Raw genomic sequence first — 15235 nt, 5'->3', positions numbered from 1 at the left:
AATAGAGGGAAAAAATCGTTCCAACCTAGGCAGAGCAATAATTCCCATACTTTTTGGTTGCCAATAGCTACAATCCTTACAGAACAAAGTTTTTGGGATTTTTTTAAGTGATAAAGCGACAAGTCTATGATATAAATCCATAGCATCATCATAACCCTCACGAATCCATTCTATTTTTGGGGTTGCACATTAAAGAATGATAATAGATTTGAAACTGTACATATATTGAGGAAAGAATTATCCAAAAATATCTACTTTTGGATTTCATCATTCCTGATTGTGCAACGCCCTATTTTTTATTACTAAAAACCCTGTTATAGCTCATTTTATCCAGCAATTTTAGTACCTCAGAAAATTACTTTTTTATATTTTCCCTTATGGGTTTAATATCAAATCCGCTCGGGTTCGGTATAAAAAAAATTTTCATCTTCATCCAAGAGCAAATGTTTCGCGCATTCTCTTCCCTCCTGACTCCTGACTCCTAGATTAACTATCTAATTATACCGATGCTACCGGATTTGATATAATACCCCACTGTCACTCTCGGTGCTAATGGGGTTTATAGGATGAGAATACTCATTAACCACATTCTTGCTCCTACTGACTACTTCTTCAAATTTGAGTATCTTTCTTAACTTAGCAATTATTCAAATTTAATTTAAACTTAAATCTTTATTTACTTTGACTTAACCATCTCCAGGTAAGAACTTATGTAAGAAGGAGTGAAAGCTAACTGCTTTTTCCATAATAAACAACCAATTATTTTTATCTGGAGATAGTTAGTCTAGATGGTACAAACTCTCATAGGATTTGCATCTTTACCCGCTGATACATTTGCTGATGGACCAGAATCAGGCGCAGATGTAGACACCACTCGTACTGGGCCTTTTCCTGGTCAACCTGTAGGTGGATGGAGTGGGGTACAGTTTGCTGACACTAATAGCTACTGGTTCATAGTAGATAGTCTTTTTGGTGGCAATTCTGATACTCTAGCTAGAATCTACAAAGTTAATCCCAATTTTACTGGTATTGAAGGGGGTGACGGTAGTGTTGAGCTAGAAGATTTTATCACCCTTCGCGATCCTAACAATCTAGTACCTTTTGAAATTCTTAACGAAAACGATCCTGAAAGACCTTTAACAGGTACAGATTTTGATACCGAAGCATTAGTTATTGATGAAAACGGCGATTTGTGGGTAGGAGACGAATACGGTCCCTATCTATTACACTTTGATAGTAATGGAGTTTTATTAGAAGCTCCTATTGCCACTCCTAATATTCCTCGACTAAATACTCTTAACGGGCAAATCCCTATTAATATCGGTCATCGTGGCGCTAGCGGTCCTCGACCAGAACATACTTTAGAAGGTTTCCGTTTAGCTTTAGAACAGGGTGCAGATTTTATTGAAACGGACTATGTGATGACCTCAGATGGAGTACCCATCGTTCGTCACGAACCATTGCTCAATAACACTACAAATATTCTGGATATTCTTGATGAGAACCCTGATTTTGCAGCTCGCGAAACGACTAAAACTATTGACGGAGTTGAATATGAAGGTTTATTTGCAGAAGACTTTACCCTAGAAGAAATCAAAACCCTACGCGCTCGACAACCTCGGGAGGAACGTAGCGATGAGTTTGATGACTTGTTTGAAATTCCCACGATGGCTGAAGTAATTCAGTTAGTTGAGGATTTTACAGCAGAAACAGGTGAGCAAGTTGGTATTGTTCACGAACTCAAACATAATAGCTACTTCGATAGCATTGGTTTGAATATAGAAGAAGCTACAGTAGATGTTTTGGTGGCAGAAGATTTTACAGATCCAGAACAAAACATTATTCAAACTTTTGAAATTGCACCTCTAATTAGTTTAGATCAGGAAATAATGCCAGATGCAGGAATTGACGTTCCTCTGCATCAACTTACTGGAGCAGCGACAGAAAACTTTAATCCAGGATTTTCCTTCCCTTACGATCTAATTAACAACTTTAGCGATCCTGATTTTACTGAGGATGATGCTCGTGAAGTTTACGGCGACTTGGTTGATATTATCGAGCTGAATGAAGAAACAGGATACGGCGATCTGTTAAAATTGCCTGAATTTTATGAGTTCATGGCAACCTACGCTGAAGCTGTTAACCCTTGGAAAAATACCATTTTACTGCCGGAAGGTTTGGATGAACCTGTCGATGGTGACGAAGATGGTAACGCTGAAATTAGGACCCAGTTAACAGGGGAAGTTTTTCCTCTAATTGATTTTGCACATGATGCAGAATTGCTAGTTAATGTATATACTCTACGGGATGAGGAACGCTATCTTACTTTAAACCCAGATGGTACTGTACAAACTCCGACACAAGAAGTAGAGGACTTAATCAATTTAGGTGTAGATGGTTTAATTGGTGACTTCCCAGAAACTATTGAGGAAGTGTTAGATCGCTTTTTCGCTGATGAAGTAAGAGCACCTCAAAATCCTGATGTAGAAGCAGGGGATGCTCTAGCAAATTTACGAGGTTCTCGCGGTTTTGAGGGTATTGGTTACAGTCCAGACGGAACTACACTTTATCCAATTTTAGAAGCGCCAGTAGATGGCGACCCAGAAAATTCTCTACGAATTTATGAATACGATATTGAGACTGGAACTTACGGCGACGAAATAGTAGGATTATATCCTCTAGATGATCCTGGCGATACTCCAACTTTCCAACTTGGAGATTTAACTCCTGTCAATGATACTCAGTTTATTGCCATTGAAAGGGACGATTTTCAAGCGGATGAAGCTTTCTTCAAGAAACTCTTTCTCATTGATATTTCCCAAGTAGATGAGAATGGTTTCGTCTCCAAAACTGAATTAGTTGACTTGTTAGATATTGACGATCCTAATGACCTTGATGGCAATGGCAGCAATAACTTTACTCTTCCTATTACCAGTATTGAGGATGTATTAGTATTTGACGAGGAAACAATTCTAGTTTCTGTAGACAATAACTATCCTTTCGGCGATTTTGCTACAGGACGACCCCCAGAATTAGATAATAATGAAATTATCTTAGTTCAACTAGACGAACCTCTTGACCTAGATCCACGACTAGGAATAAATGGGTTACCAGATCCAGAACCAATTTTCAACCCAGAAGCAGAACGTGCAGAAGTCAGAAGTATTGAATTTATTGGTGAAAGTAGTATTCCTGCTGCCTTCGATTTTGAAAGCACGGAAGTAGGTGGGTTTTCTGGTTTAACTTATGACGCTGACAACGGAGTTTATTACGCTATTTCTGATGACCGCAGCAATGTTAACCCTGGTCGTTACTACACCTTAGACATTAATCTCAATGGTGGTAATGGTCTAGATGTTAGCGTTGCAGAAGTAACTACTCTGTTGGATGAAAACGAAGATGTTTTTGAGGAAGAAAGTCTAGACCCCGAAGGTATTGTTTTAACCAGTGAAGGAACTGTATTCATTTCTTCGGAAGGCAATACAGAAGAATTAGTCAATCCTTTTGTTAATGAATTTGCTTTAACAGGAGAACAATTAAACGAACTAGAAATACCTCAAAAATTCCTGCCTACCGCCGATAACAGCAGTGGTATTCGGAATAATTTAGCTTTTGAAAGTTTAACTATCGATCCTCAAGAGCGCTTCCTCTATACCGGAATAGAAAATGCTCTCTTCCAAGACGGACCTGCTGCTGGTATCGACCAAACCAGTTTAGCAAGAATTATTCAATACGATCTAGCTACAGGGGAACCAACCGCTGAATTTGTTTACGAAACTGATAATGCTAATGCTCCTGCTGGCACTCCTGATAGCGTAGACCGTACTAACAGTCTTGCAGAGTTAGTAGCATTAGATAATTCAGGAACTTTCTTAGCTTTAGAAAGATATTTTGATGACAATGGTTTAAACCAAAACAAACTTTATCTAGCATCAGCTCAAAATGCTACCGATGTCAGTGACTTCGATAGTTTGGTCGGTCAAGATATTGTCGTTGCAGAGAAAGAACTGCTGGTAGATTTTAACGACATTGATACTAATTTTGATGGTCTGGATGATTTTGAAGGTTTAGCTCTAGGTCCCGTTTTACCCGATGGTCGTCAATCTTTAATTGTAGTTAGCGATAACGATTTCGACCCTGCTCAAGAAACTCAATTCTTTGCTTTTGCTCTTGACTTAGGTTTATCTCCAACCAGAAGCGATGACAGGTTAGTGGGTACTGAAGAAAGTGATAATATTGCTAGTTCTGGTGGGGATGATGTGATTGATGGTCGTGGTGGTAACGATAATCTCAATGCTGGTCGTGGTAATGATAAAGTATTTGGTAAGTCTGGCAATGACCTGTTAATAGGTCGCCCCGGTAACGATATTTTGTTGGGTGGCCCAGGGGAAGATACTTTAGAAGGAGGTATTGGTCGCGATCGCCTCAATGGTGGAGCAGGAAACGATGTACTCACAGGAGGCGGTGGTATCGACCGCTTTATCTTTAACACAAATCAACCATTTGATTCTAACGATATGGGTGTAGACACAATTACCGACTTCTCCACTACCCAGGGAGATATTATTCTGTTAGACCTTGGAACTTTCACTGCTATCAACAGTGAACCGGGAGAAGGTTTTAGCATTGACAGTGAATTTGTTACCGTTGCTAGCGATGGGGATGCGGTAACTGCTGATGCTGTTATTGTTTACAATGAGAATAATGGTAATTTGTTCTATAACCCTGATGGTGACACACCTGGTTTTGGCAGTGGCGGTCAATTTGCAACTTTGATAAATACTCCATTGTTAGAAACAGAAAATTTCTCGATCAGAAGTTAGGGCGTGTTTTATCGCTGAAGTCAAATGAATGGCTTTAATAGCAGTTTTGAGGTCTGAATTTATCTTTTTAGTCCAAGAGACATCTCCTTTGAAGAAGGAGACAGGAGACAGGAGACAGGAGACAGGAGAAAAATTACATGGGGATTCGCTCCCCCAAGTAATTTTGAACACCGTGTAGACGGTGGGGTATTAAACCCACAAAGAAAATGATAAAGTATCAGGACTTAGGCACTGACAATAGATGTAGGGTGTTGCTCAGTTAGGCTACCGCTAGCATACCCTACCAATAGCGTTCATTTGTAAGTCCTAGTATTTTAATTGCCCTTATTATTCGTAAGATTCTTTTTTCAAAGATGCTATCTTTTATGATATGATTTAATCAGCATTATACTATAAAAAATCAAAAATGGAATTAAAAAGAATACAATTAATATAGTGTAGAATACATATATAGGCAATAAAATTGGTAAAATCACCACAAATATAGCAATTTTACCGATAATTTCCAGAAAATTCTTCATATTCATCCGTTTTTTTTGAGCTTCTTTTTTTACCTTAATTGTTAATTGTTGGTAAATCATTTTCTTTTTGATTCTTTTTCTGGGAAAACATTGATTATATAGCGTTTTTACTGATCAAATTCTTTTGTTTTTCTTGAAATTCCTTTCTCACCTTAATTGTTGGCTTAATTATTGGTAACTCGTTTTCTTTTTTATCCATTTTATCTGAAAATATTGGTAATCATAAAATAGATTTAGATTTAGTATATAAACGCCCGGACAATCATAAGATTTTATACTGATTTTGTACGCAGTTGATAGAACAAGCTTTCATCAGTAATGGGGTTGATTTTATGATTAGCGATCCCGTACTTAATTGTACCTCACGTTTCTTGGGAACTGCTATATTATAACTAATATCAAATCCGTTTAATTGGACATAAAAAAAATCTTCAATCGTCATAACTACCCTCATCTTTGTAATTCTTTCTCCTCCTGACTCCTGTCTCCTGACTCCTGAGGACTCCTAACTTAACCATTCTATGGCTGTTTAACCGGATTTGATATAATGCCATTTCTCAAAAGTAATGTTATAAAGCTTTGTTGAGTTTATCCTGCGGATGAACTACACTAACACTTCGTTCTATAAAGGCCTAAATTTTTAGCTGTGTCGCTGCACTACGTCTGGATTTAATATTCCTTTAACAAACAGTCTCTAAATTGATGAATAGCATTAAATTTAAAAATGATATTACAGAATATATTTTCTCTCTTTGAGCTAATGATAAGATAGTAAATGATGAAGTAATTTCCTTCAAGATTGTGAACTAAAAATGTCTGAAAATAATTCTTTAATTGGTCAAACTCTCAGGCAACATTACAAAATTGTAGAACAATTAGGTTGTGGGGGTGGGTTTGGAGAAACTTATATTGCTGAAGATATAGATATACCAGCAAATCCCAAACCTCAGCGTGTTGTTAAACGGCTAAAACCAACAATTAAACATCAACAAGTCCAAAGATTATTCGAGCAAGAAGGTCAAATTCTTAACCGACTTAGTAGATACGATAAAATTCCTACTTTGTATGCTTATTTTGAGCATAATCAAGATTTTTATCTAGTTCAAGAACTGATAATAGGTCACGATTTAAGCACAGAAATGAGTCAGCCTTGGAATGAAGCTAAAGTGCTAAATTTTTTGTCAGAAATTTTAGAAGTTTTAGCTTTTGTACATCAAGATGAGGTAATTCATCGAGATATTAAACCAGGGAATATTATGCGGCGAGACCGCGACCAAAAATTAATGTTAATTGACTTTGGTGCAGTTAAAGAAGTAAGTAATATTGTAGTTAATTCTCAGGGAAAATCTAGTAGTACAATTGCAGTAGGTACTCCTGGTTATATGCCTGTGGAACAAGCACAAGGAAGACCACAATTTGCTAGTGATATTTATGCTGTGGGTATTACTGCAATTCAAGCTTTGACAGGAGTTACACCCAGGAATTTTATCCAAGATGAACTAGGTGAGATAGACTTGCAAAAATTAGTTCCTAATATCAGTGAAAAGTTAGCTAATTTTCTAACAAAAATGGTTAGGGTTAATTGGAAACAGCGTTACTCGGATGCTGCTGTAGCTTTACGAGCATTACAGGGTAATATTGAACCGATTTCTGGAATATTAAATTGGATTTTATTAAAGATAACTATTGGTTTGATTTGTCAGCATAAAAATTGCGATTTTAGTATTTTTCAAAGTTGTCTAGATTTTTTTGTAGACCGCCTTCAGCAAAATAGCACTTCTGTGAATTGTGAGCTTTACAAAACTGTTAGTATGTCGCTATTAAAGGCACAAGAAAAAATTGCTATTGAATATAGAAATCAGATTGGAGGTTCTTTTCCGACAATACTTCAATATTCACCATTTCATTCTGAGCAAAAACGAAAAAATTTGGGTTGGGTGAATCGTAAAATATCTAAGTTGAGAAGTGAATTTAAAAAAATCAATCAAACAAAATATGTTACAAATTTTCCTGAAGATATTAGTTGTTTGTTAATTCCTTTACCTCCTGTAGATGAAATTAAGAATTTATGCCAAAGTTTTATTCTGGTTTTACTCCAGGGAGATGAACCAGATGGATACTTAGAAAAGCTGCAAAGAGATGTGGGAGGTTTATTAAACTTAGTAGCTGTTAATTTCATGCAAGAAATGCGCGATAATCAAATAGTGAAAGAAATTTTTGAATGCGATTTTTTAGGAATAATTAATCAACAATTATCAGGAGATAAATTGACTCTAGAAGATTTAGAGAAGTCTCTCCAGAAAGTTAGATTAGAATTAACTGAATTAAGGATTCAGCAGGAAAAAGCAAAAACAATGATTATCTCGCCACCTATTAATTTTGGTGTGACACTACCAGGTAATTCACAAGTTGAAGAAGAAAGAAGGAAGGAGGAAGAAGGAAGAAGGAAGAAGGAAGAAGGAAGAAGGGAGAAAGAAAAATCTAATCACTTGACTTCTGAACAACAAAAAAAGACGAAGGAAAAAGAGTTATTATTGGATACTCCTTCTGGTCAAGTAGCACTTAATTCTCCCTTTTATGTAGAGCGATCGCCCATAGAGTCAGAGTGTTATGAAACTATTATGAATCCGGGAGCTTTGATTCGAGTTAAAGCACCTAGACAGATGGGAAAAACTTCTTTAATGAGTAGAATTTTGAATTATGCTGAACAGCAAGGATATTGCAAAGCTTGTTTAAATTTTCAGTCAGCAGATGAGGAATTTTTGACTAATCTTGATTTATTTTTAAAATGGTTTTGTGCCAGTATTACTGATGAATTGAATCTAGAAGAAAAACTGTCTGAATATTGGCAAGGAGTATTAGGAAGTAAAAATAAATGTACAAATTATTTTCAAAGATATCTACTATCAGAAATTTCAACTCCTTTAGTTTTAGGGTTAGATGAAGTAGACCAAGTTTTTCAACATCCAGAAATTGCTACTTCCTTTTTTGCTTTGCTCAGGACTTGGCATGAACGTGGTAAAAATGAAGCAGTTTGGCAAAAACTAAGGTTAGTAATTGTACATTCAAAAGAAGTATATATTCCTCTAAATATTAATCAGTCACCTTTTAATGTAGGTTTGCCCATAGAGTTACGAGAACTCAACTGGGAAGAAGTAGAAAATTTAGTCAAATTACATCATCTAGAATGGTCTTCAGAACAGATAAAAGAATTAATGGCAATGGTAGGAGGACATCCTTATTTAGTACGTCAAGCTCTCTATCAAATTGCCCGGGGAAGAATGACTTTAGAAAAGCTATTACAGGTCGCTCCGACAGAAGAAAGTCCCTATTGTGACCACCTACGCCGCCACTTAAATAATCTTGAAGAAAATCCAGAATTATTAACAGTAATTAAACAAATTATTACGATAAATTACCCTATACCTATAGGCACAAAAGAAGGATTCAAATTACGCAGTATGGGATTAGTAAAGTTTCAAGGTAATTTAGTCATGCCTCTATGTGAATTGTATCGGAAATATTTTAGCTATCGACTGTGAAGCCAAACTATAAAATCCCAAATTTATATCATGTCCTGATAATTAGTTATGAAAAAAACTATCCTTTCACTTGCAGAGCAAATCTCTTTTTTCTCCCTACTACCTACTCCCTACTAATTTATTTATAAGTATTCAACCGGACATGATATTAAATCTATGAATTTGTTGAAAAATACTAGATTTTCACCATTTTATCCTGTAGTTAGTCTATAAATAATGTATAGCAGAAAAAAGAAAGGTTTAGTTATCTAGGCGATTAGTTATCTAGGAGAGAAGGAACAATCTTGCGTTGTCTGAGTTTTAAGCTTTTGATATACCTGCGCCCTTTCCTTCGACTGCTATATTTACTAAATTAAACCAGGCAGCAATTGTCAAAATTAAATCTTTTTTATTCCATTTTTTTCAGACCTTTTTTCTCTCTCACCTATTCCCCATACCTACTTTTTTGTAAATTTTCTCAATCCAATTGGTATAAGACAATTTTGATAAATCATTATCTTTTTCTTTATGGGTTTAATACACCGTCTACAATTGGTTGGAGTTTGAGTCCCAATCTACTTCTTCCTTCTGGCTTCTTCCTTCTTCAACTCAGCTCTTGACAATGTACTGTCTGAATAAGATATTATTGTTTATATAACGAAAATACCATGATTATAAGTGCCTCAAATGTATTTATTTGATCCTAATAAAACCCTAGTTATAGTCCTGCAAATATGCTTTCGATCAAAAAATATTTATCCTCACTAAGCAATCAGCGGAAATTCGCAAGATTACTCAGAAGTACGCTGAGATTTATCTATAGTTTATTAGAAATTGCTACTATTTTACTCACTGTTATTTTCTTAATTTTAGGAATTATTTATATTGAAAACACCATAGAACAAAAAACACAGTGGGGTAAAGTTTTTCTAGAATCCCTTGAAGACTCGCAAATTCTAGGAACTATTGAAAATATTAGCATTGTCACAGCATTAGTTATTTACATTAGGTGGGGAAAAAAGAAATCCCATTATCAAGCTTGGCAGGTAATTGACTCTGCCCAAGGATTACAAATTAGCTATGCTAGAATCAAAGCGCTAGAAGAACTTGTAAAAGGAGGTGTTTGTTTAAAAGGTTTATCTTTACCTAAAACCAATTTAGACCAAGTTAATTTAGTAGATGTAGATTTTAAAGAAGCAAATCTTCAAGGAGCAAAACTTTTAGAAGCCAACCTTCGAGGAGGTAAATTTGAATTAACTCAATTACAAGGAGCTTTTCTCTGGGGAGCAAATCTTCAAGATACTTTCTTTCTTTTAACTCAACTTCAAAAAGCAAATTTTAGTTCAGCAAATCTAAAAAATGCCGATATGGAGGGAGTTAATCTCTTAGAAGCAAATTTACAAAAAGCGAATTTGGAGGGAGCTTATATACTAGGAAATCTTCAAGGTGTTGACTTACAAGAAGCAAATTTAAAAGGAGCAAATCTGCAAGGTTGTTATCTGAAAAACGCTAACTTTCAAAGTGCAAATTTGAAAGGAGCAAACTTACAAGAAGCAAATTTACAAGGAGCAAACTTTCACGATGCTAATCTACAAGATACCAACCTACAAAAAGTAAAAGGGTTGAATCCATTACAGATTAAATCTGCTAATAACTGGCAACAAGCTAAATATTCTAGAGAATTTTACTCTCAGCTAAATTTACCAGAAAAATGAAGGCAGAAGGCAGAAGGCATCCCCCCTTGCCCCCCTTTGAAAGGGGGGAGGAAGAAGGGAAAATTGCTTATGAATAGTCAACGACCGACCACTCCGTCTATAAAAATAGCAGTCCTAAATCATTTGTGATAATTTTATTGCTTTGGTATTCGTTATTCCCTGTTCCCTGTTCCCTGTTCCCTGTTCCCTAAAATCTATAATATCTCATAACTCAAATAAGATTGCTAAATAATATGAACAAAAGTCATATTCGGCTCAACAAAACCACAAGAGAATGGGTTATTTATGCGCCAAACCGAGGCAAACGTCCCCAGGATTTTCAACAAGAAAATATAGTACAGGAAAAAGTAGAAAGTCACTCTCCAGACTGCCCTTTTTGTACTGGTAATGAAGAGCGTCTAGGAGGTATTTTATTAGAGAAACAAAACCCAGAAAATACTAACTGGCAAGTGCGCGTTATTCCTAATAAATTTCCCGCTTTAACTCCTGAAGGAAATACCGATCGAAAATTAGAAGGAATTTATCTGACCATGCCTGGTTATGGTAGACATGAAGTAATTATTGAAAATGCCGACCATAGCAAAGATATTCCTACAATGTCTATCCAAGAAGTAGAGATTATAATTGATACTTACCATCAACGTTACATCGAACTTATGGAAATAGATGAAAGTATGATGGTCATTATATTTAGAAATCATGGTAAAAGAGCAGGAGCTTCTTTACGTCATCCCCATTCTCAAATTATTGCTACTAGCATTGTTCCCCAACATCGACGTTGGCAAGAAGAGGAAGCTCAAAGATATTATGATGAATTTGGGAGCTGTTTATACTGTGATATATTAGCATTTGAAAAACAAAATAAAACGCGAGTAATTGAGGAAAATTCATCTTTTTTAGCTTTTATTCCCTTTGCTGCTAAAGCACCTTTTGAAATCTGGATTATGCCAAAAGAACATCAAGGTGATTTTGGTAGTATTTCAGACCAAGAAAAATCAGATTTTGCATTAATTCTCAAAAATATTCTCACCAAATTATCAGAAAAATTAAACGACCCAGATTATAATTATGTAATTAACACTGCTGCTCGTTATAAAGCAGAAGAACCACAAGTACATTGGTATTGTTTAATTGAACCTCGACTTACCACACCGGCAGGTTTTGAAATTGCTTCTGGTATTAGAATTAATCCCTCCCTTCCAGAACTAGATGCAGAATTTTTAACCAGGGAATAGGGAACAGGGAACAGGGAACAGGGAATAGCGGCGCGACCCCGCGAGGTGCGACAGACGCATTTGGTACCGCACTCCTGTCAGGGAATAGTGGGAAAAACATTGTTCTGCCTTCTGCCCTCTGCCTTCCTTTTGAAGCTTTATTTCCCTCCTGCCTCCTGCCCTCTGCCTCCTGCCCTCTGCCTTCTAAGTTGATGCAGCAAGAGTAATAGCTCCCACAATAATTTGATGTTCTTGTATTTGAACTCTTTCGTGCAAAGTTTCTGGTGTATCGTCAGGCAAAATTGGTACAGCCGCCTGCATTAAAATTGGACCATTATCTACTTCTACATCTACTAAATGTACCGTACAACCAGTTATTTTTACTCCAGCTTCTAATGCTTGTTCGATAGCTTTAATACCTCGAAAACTAGGTAATAAACTGGGATGAATATTGATAACTTGATTAGGAAAAGCATCTATTAAAACCTTAGTAACAATTCGCATCCAACCCGCCATAATTACCCACTCTACATCATATTCTTGTAGAGTTTCAACAATTTTGCCGTCAAATTTTTCTCTATTTTTGTATTCTCGATGATTTAATAATATTGTCGGCACGCCCCATTTTTCTGCTCTTGTTTTAACCTTTGCTCCAGGATTATTATAAATCATTACCTGAACTTGAGCATTTAATTTTTGATTATTTATTGCCTCCATAATAGCCTCAAAATTACTACCATTCCCAGAGGCGAGAATTCCTAATTTCAAAGGAGAATTTTTTGCCGAAAAATTCTCAGGAATAGCTGGAGAAATTAGAAAAGAATTAGAATTAAGTTGTTGAGATTCAGTTGTCATTTTTGCAAGTTAAATAGTGGGAATTGTTTAGATTATATAGCAGAAGGAAGAAGGAAGAGGGAAGAAGTAAGAAGGAAGAAGGAAGAAGGAAAAAGGAAGAAGTAATAACTGCTGCTCCCGTAATGTTTACAGCAAAGAGGAATATCTGGCACGGGAGCAAGATGCTCCCACTGTTCTCGTAACAAACATGGCCGAGAAGGAAGAAGAAAGAGAGAAGAGGAATAACTGCTACTCCCGTAATGTTTACAGCAAAGAGGAATACTTGGCACTCCCCATCTCCCCTACTCCCCGCTTTCCTGCGATACAATATTTACAAATGACAGGAACTGTCCAATAGCTAAAAGTCTTATATTATCAGCAATTTATTCCTCCTGTTGCCTGCGCACAGCGCTATATCAAACAACTCCCAAATCATATTGGAGGTATAATGGTTTATCAATCTGAAAAGTCTTGTAAAACTGGAGCGATCACTTCTTTCAAGATGCCCTAAATTCTTAAAATTTCAGTTCATTTTTCTCCAAGAAAATATTCTTGAATAATGTAAGTAATTACTGGACAAAAAGGGATGTACTTACCTTGATTATCCAATTTATCAAAACTATCTAGTAATTCCTTGAATTCTGATTTTTCAAGATTTTCTACAACTTCTAATATACCATCAATTGCTGCTTTACGCATTGCATTCAACTTATCAATATCTAATCCTAATTTATCAATTGTTTTCAGAGCAATTTCTTTTTCTTTTTTATCTAAAACATTAGTGGGTAAAATTTCTCCAGAACCAGTATAGCGAAAAAAATCACCACAGTTAGGTTCTAAAGGGGAAACCATCAACTTTTCTTCATACCAATCTGCTTTTTTGACACCACAATGGGGAGGTTCTTTTTTTTCTCTTTCACGTTGGCACGATGCTAATAAATTATTATAATTTAGCTGCTCTTCTGAAAAAATGCTACGGGGTTTGAGGTGTTCTATATGACTATTTTCCTTATCAATTTCCATGCCACAGTAACAACAAATATAACCCTGTTCCTCAAGTAATTTTTGATGAATATTAGTTTTTTCTTTGCTCCTTAAATCATTATAAGTAGGTTGCCAATCTTCATTGGCAGACGCTTTAAATTTTGCTAAATCTTCAGGTTCATCACCCTTTTTTATATACTTCACTTATTCAAAATCTCCCGCCGACGCATCAATATATCTGCTCTGACAAATTCTGGTTCATCAGTACCTATTTCTTTCTCAATTTCTAGCCGTAGTTGTCTAGCTGACTCAAGATTTCCACTATCTATTAATCGAAATAATTCCATCAATTTTTCCTTGATTTGTTGTGGACGTTCGGAAACTTTCATCAAGTCTTCTAAAATACGATTACTATCTCTACCGAACGAACTAGAAGGATGTTTGACAACAATATTATCATCTATTTTTTCTAAAATATAAACGCTATTCGGTTTGATTTGACTGATAACTTGTGGGGAATGAGTAGTAATAATAAATTGACAGTTAGGAAATGTTTCTGTTAGTTTAGGAATTACTTCACGCTGCCAAGCAGGATGTAAATGTTGTTCAATTTCATCTATTAATACCACACTATTTGCTTTTAAGGGATCGCCTAAACTTGGATTAGCTATTGCTAAACGTCTGGCTAAGTCACCTACTAATGTTAATAAGCTTTTTTCTCCATCAGATAGTTGTTGAATATCAAGTTCTTGGTCTTGTTTTTTTATTGTCATTCTTGGGTAAGGTTTGCGACGGACTCTAATATCAGAAAAGTCATTTTTTCCTAATATAGAATAGATAGATTTTCTGACTGCTTCAAGTTGGCGATCGCGATATTTTATATCATCTCGAAGTTCTTCATTTTCGGTTTCTTCTATTACTCTAAACCATTTGAAAAAGCTATCAAAATTAATTTGTATTCCATCAAGTGCTTGTTCATAACCATCAACTTGTTTGAAAGAGTAGTCTTCAACTTCAATTTCTAAAGGTACACTAAGTACAGAACGATTAACAGGATAGTAAACAATTAGAGGAATATCAAGTTGAGAATTATTTTTCAATTTAGTACGAATATCATCTACTATTGATGGTGATTTTATAGATATTCCCCAACCTCCACCGTTGTTTTGAGCTAAACCTATTTGATTTTCTAAACCATCAATTGAAAAGATAATTTCACAGTCAGTTGTTTCATATCCATTTTTAATATCCTCTTCGCTAAAACGTCTTCCTTTTGATTTATCTATAAAATCATCTAAAGCTAAATCCTGTATTGTCCTTTTTGGTTCATACTGAATTCTAGATAAAAGCCAAGAAAAGAGAATTGCTATACAATCTAAAATACTAGATTTCCCTACTCCATTAATTCCAATAAATACAGTAGGTTCTGTAGTAACAAAATCAATAGTTAAATTCTTTATTCCTCTAAAACAATTAATTTCTAAACGTTTAATTTTCATCAGTTATAAAATAGAAGTTTTCATATAGTCATCATATAAAATTCAGATAATTAGTATATCCAAGTCATTGCGACGGTCACTCCGTGGAAGGAAGCAATCTCCTAAAACCTTGAGATTTTTTCCT

General features: G+C 35.5%; 10 protein-coding genes. 6 read left to right on the top strand and 4 right to left on the bottom strand.

Annotation, left to right across the window (positions count from 1 at the left end; genetic code table 11):
- Positions 1-788: 788 nt before the first annotated feature.
- Entirely contained in the window at positions 789-4823 is a 4035-nt protein-coding gene (locus F6K06_RS04620) for an esterase-like activity of phytase family protein (RefSeq protein WP_124154874.1), read from the top strand.
- Positions 4824-4851: 28 nt separating this feature from the next.
- Complete coding sequence (locus tag F6K06_RS04615) at positions 4852-5001, top strand: hypothetical protein (protein WP_287244830.1); 150 nt, start codon at positions 4852-4854, stop codon at positions 4999-5001.
- Positions 5002-5775: 774 nt separating this feature from the next.
- On the opposite strand, the gene F6K06_RS04610 is transcribed toward F6K06_RS04615, so the two are convergent.
- On the bottom strand, positions 5776-5898 hold the full coding sequence (locus tag F6K06_RS04610) for a hypothetical protein (protein WP_275670378.1): 123 nt from the start codon (positions 5896-5898) through the stop codon (positions 5776-5778).
- Positions 5899-6156: 258 nt separating this feature from the next.
- Here F6K06_RS04610 and F6K06_RS04605 point away from each other — a divergent pair, with 258 nt between their 5' ends.
- The 3 genes from F6K06_RS04605 to galT all read left to right on the top strand — a co-directional run bounded on the left by F6K06_RS04605 (position 6157) and on the right by galT (position 11815).
- Entirely contained in the window at positions 6157-8886 is a 2730-nt protein-coding gene (locus F6K06_RS04605; protein WP_124154678.1) for an AAA-like domain-containing protein, read from the top strand.
- A 713-nt stretch (positions 8887-9599) separates the two neighbouring features.
- Positions 9600-10580: a pentapeptide repeat-containing protein gene (locus F6K06_RS04600; RefSeq protein ID WP_124145061.1), complete on the top strand. Its 981-nt coding sequence runs from the start codon at positions 9600-9602 to the stop codon at positions 10578-10580.
- 221 nt (positions 10581-10801) lie between these two features.
- Complete coding sequence (gene galT / locus F6K06_RS04595; RefSeq protein WP_353734844.1) at positions 10802-11815, top strand: galactose-1-phosphate uridylyltransferase; 1014 nt, start codon at positions 10802-10804, stop codon at positions 11813-11815.
- A 183-nt stretch (positions 11816-11998) separates the two neighbouring features.
- On the opposite strand, the gene purN is transcribed toward galT, so the two are convergent.
- The gene (purN, locus tag F6K06_RS04590) at positions 11999-12649 is read right to left on the bottom strand and encodes a phosphoribosylglycinamide formyltransferase (RefSeq protein WP_287244146.1); all 651 of its coding nucleotides are present in this window, start codon (positions 12647-12649) and stop codon (positions 11999-12001) included.
- A gap of 23 nt (positions 12650-12672) precedes the next feature.
- On the opposite strand from purN, the gene F6K06_RS04585 reads away from it, so the two are divergent.
- Complete coding sequence (locus tag F6K06_RS04585) at positions 12673-12831, top strand: hypothetical protein (RefSeq protein WP_161564980.1); 159 nt, start codon at positions 12673-12675, stop codon at positions 12829-12831.
- Between the two features lie 325 nt (positions 12832-13156).
- Here the strand turns inward: F6K06_RS04585 and F6K06_RS04580 are convergent, their stop codons facing one another.
- Both F6K06_RS04580 and F6K06_RS04575 read right to left on the bottom strand, forming a co-directional pair.
- Complete coding sequence (locus F6K06_RS04580; RefSeq protein ID WP_124154682.1) at positions 13157-13816, bottom strand: retron system putative HNH endonuclease; 660 nt, start codon at positions 13814-13816, stop codon at positions 13157-13159.
- Entirely contained in the window at positions 13813-15111 is a 1299-nt protein-coding gene (locus tag F6K06_RS04575; protein ID WP_124154683.1) for an AAA family ATPase, read from the bottom strand. Before F6K06_RS04575 ends, F6K06_RS04580 begins: the two co-directional genes overlap by 4 nt.
- Positions 15112-15235: the final 124 nt, after the last annotated feature.

The sequence above is a fragment of the Okeania sp. SIO1H4 genome (assembly GCF_010672695.1).
Taxonomy (GTDB): Bacteria; Cyanobacteriota; Cyanobacteriia; order Cyanobacteriales; family Microcoleaceae; genus Okeania; species Okeania hirsuta.
Note: the sequence above shows the minus strand (reverse complement) of the source record. Positions and strands in the feature narration are given on the sequence as shown.

Excerpts from the sequence above, each read along its gene's own strand:
- F6K06_RS04605 (WP_124154678.1), top strand. The coding sequence starts at position 6,157 with ATGTCTGAAAATAATTCTTTAATTGGTCAAACTCTCAGGCAACATTAC.
- F6K06_RS04620 (WP_124154874.1), top strand. The coding sequence starts at position 789 with ATGGTACAAACTCTCATAGGATTTGCATCTTTACCCGCTGATACATTT.
- F6K06_RS04610 (WP_275670378.1), bottom strand. The coding sequence starts at position 5,898 with ATGGCATTATATCAAATCCGGTTAAACAGCCATAGAATGGTTAAGTTA.
- F6K06_RS04575 (WP_124154683.1), bottom strand. The coding sequence starts at position 15,111 with ATGAAAATTAAACGTTTAGAAATTAATTGTTTTAGAGGAATAAAGAAT.
- purN (WP_287244146.1), bottom strand. The coding sequence starts at position 12,649 with ATGACAACTGAATCTCAACAACTTAATTCTAATTCTTTTCTAATTTCT.
- F6K06_RS04615 (WP_287244830.1), top strand. The coding sequence starts at position 4,852 with ATGGCTTTAATAGCAGTTTTGAGGTCTGAATTTATCTTTTTAGTCCAA.
- F6K06_RS04600 (WP_124145061.1), top strand. The coding sequence starts at position 9,600 with ATGCTTTCGATCAAAAAATATTTATCCTCACTAAGCAATCAGCGGAAA.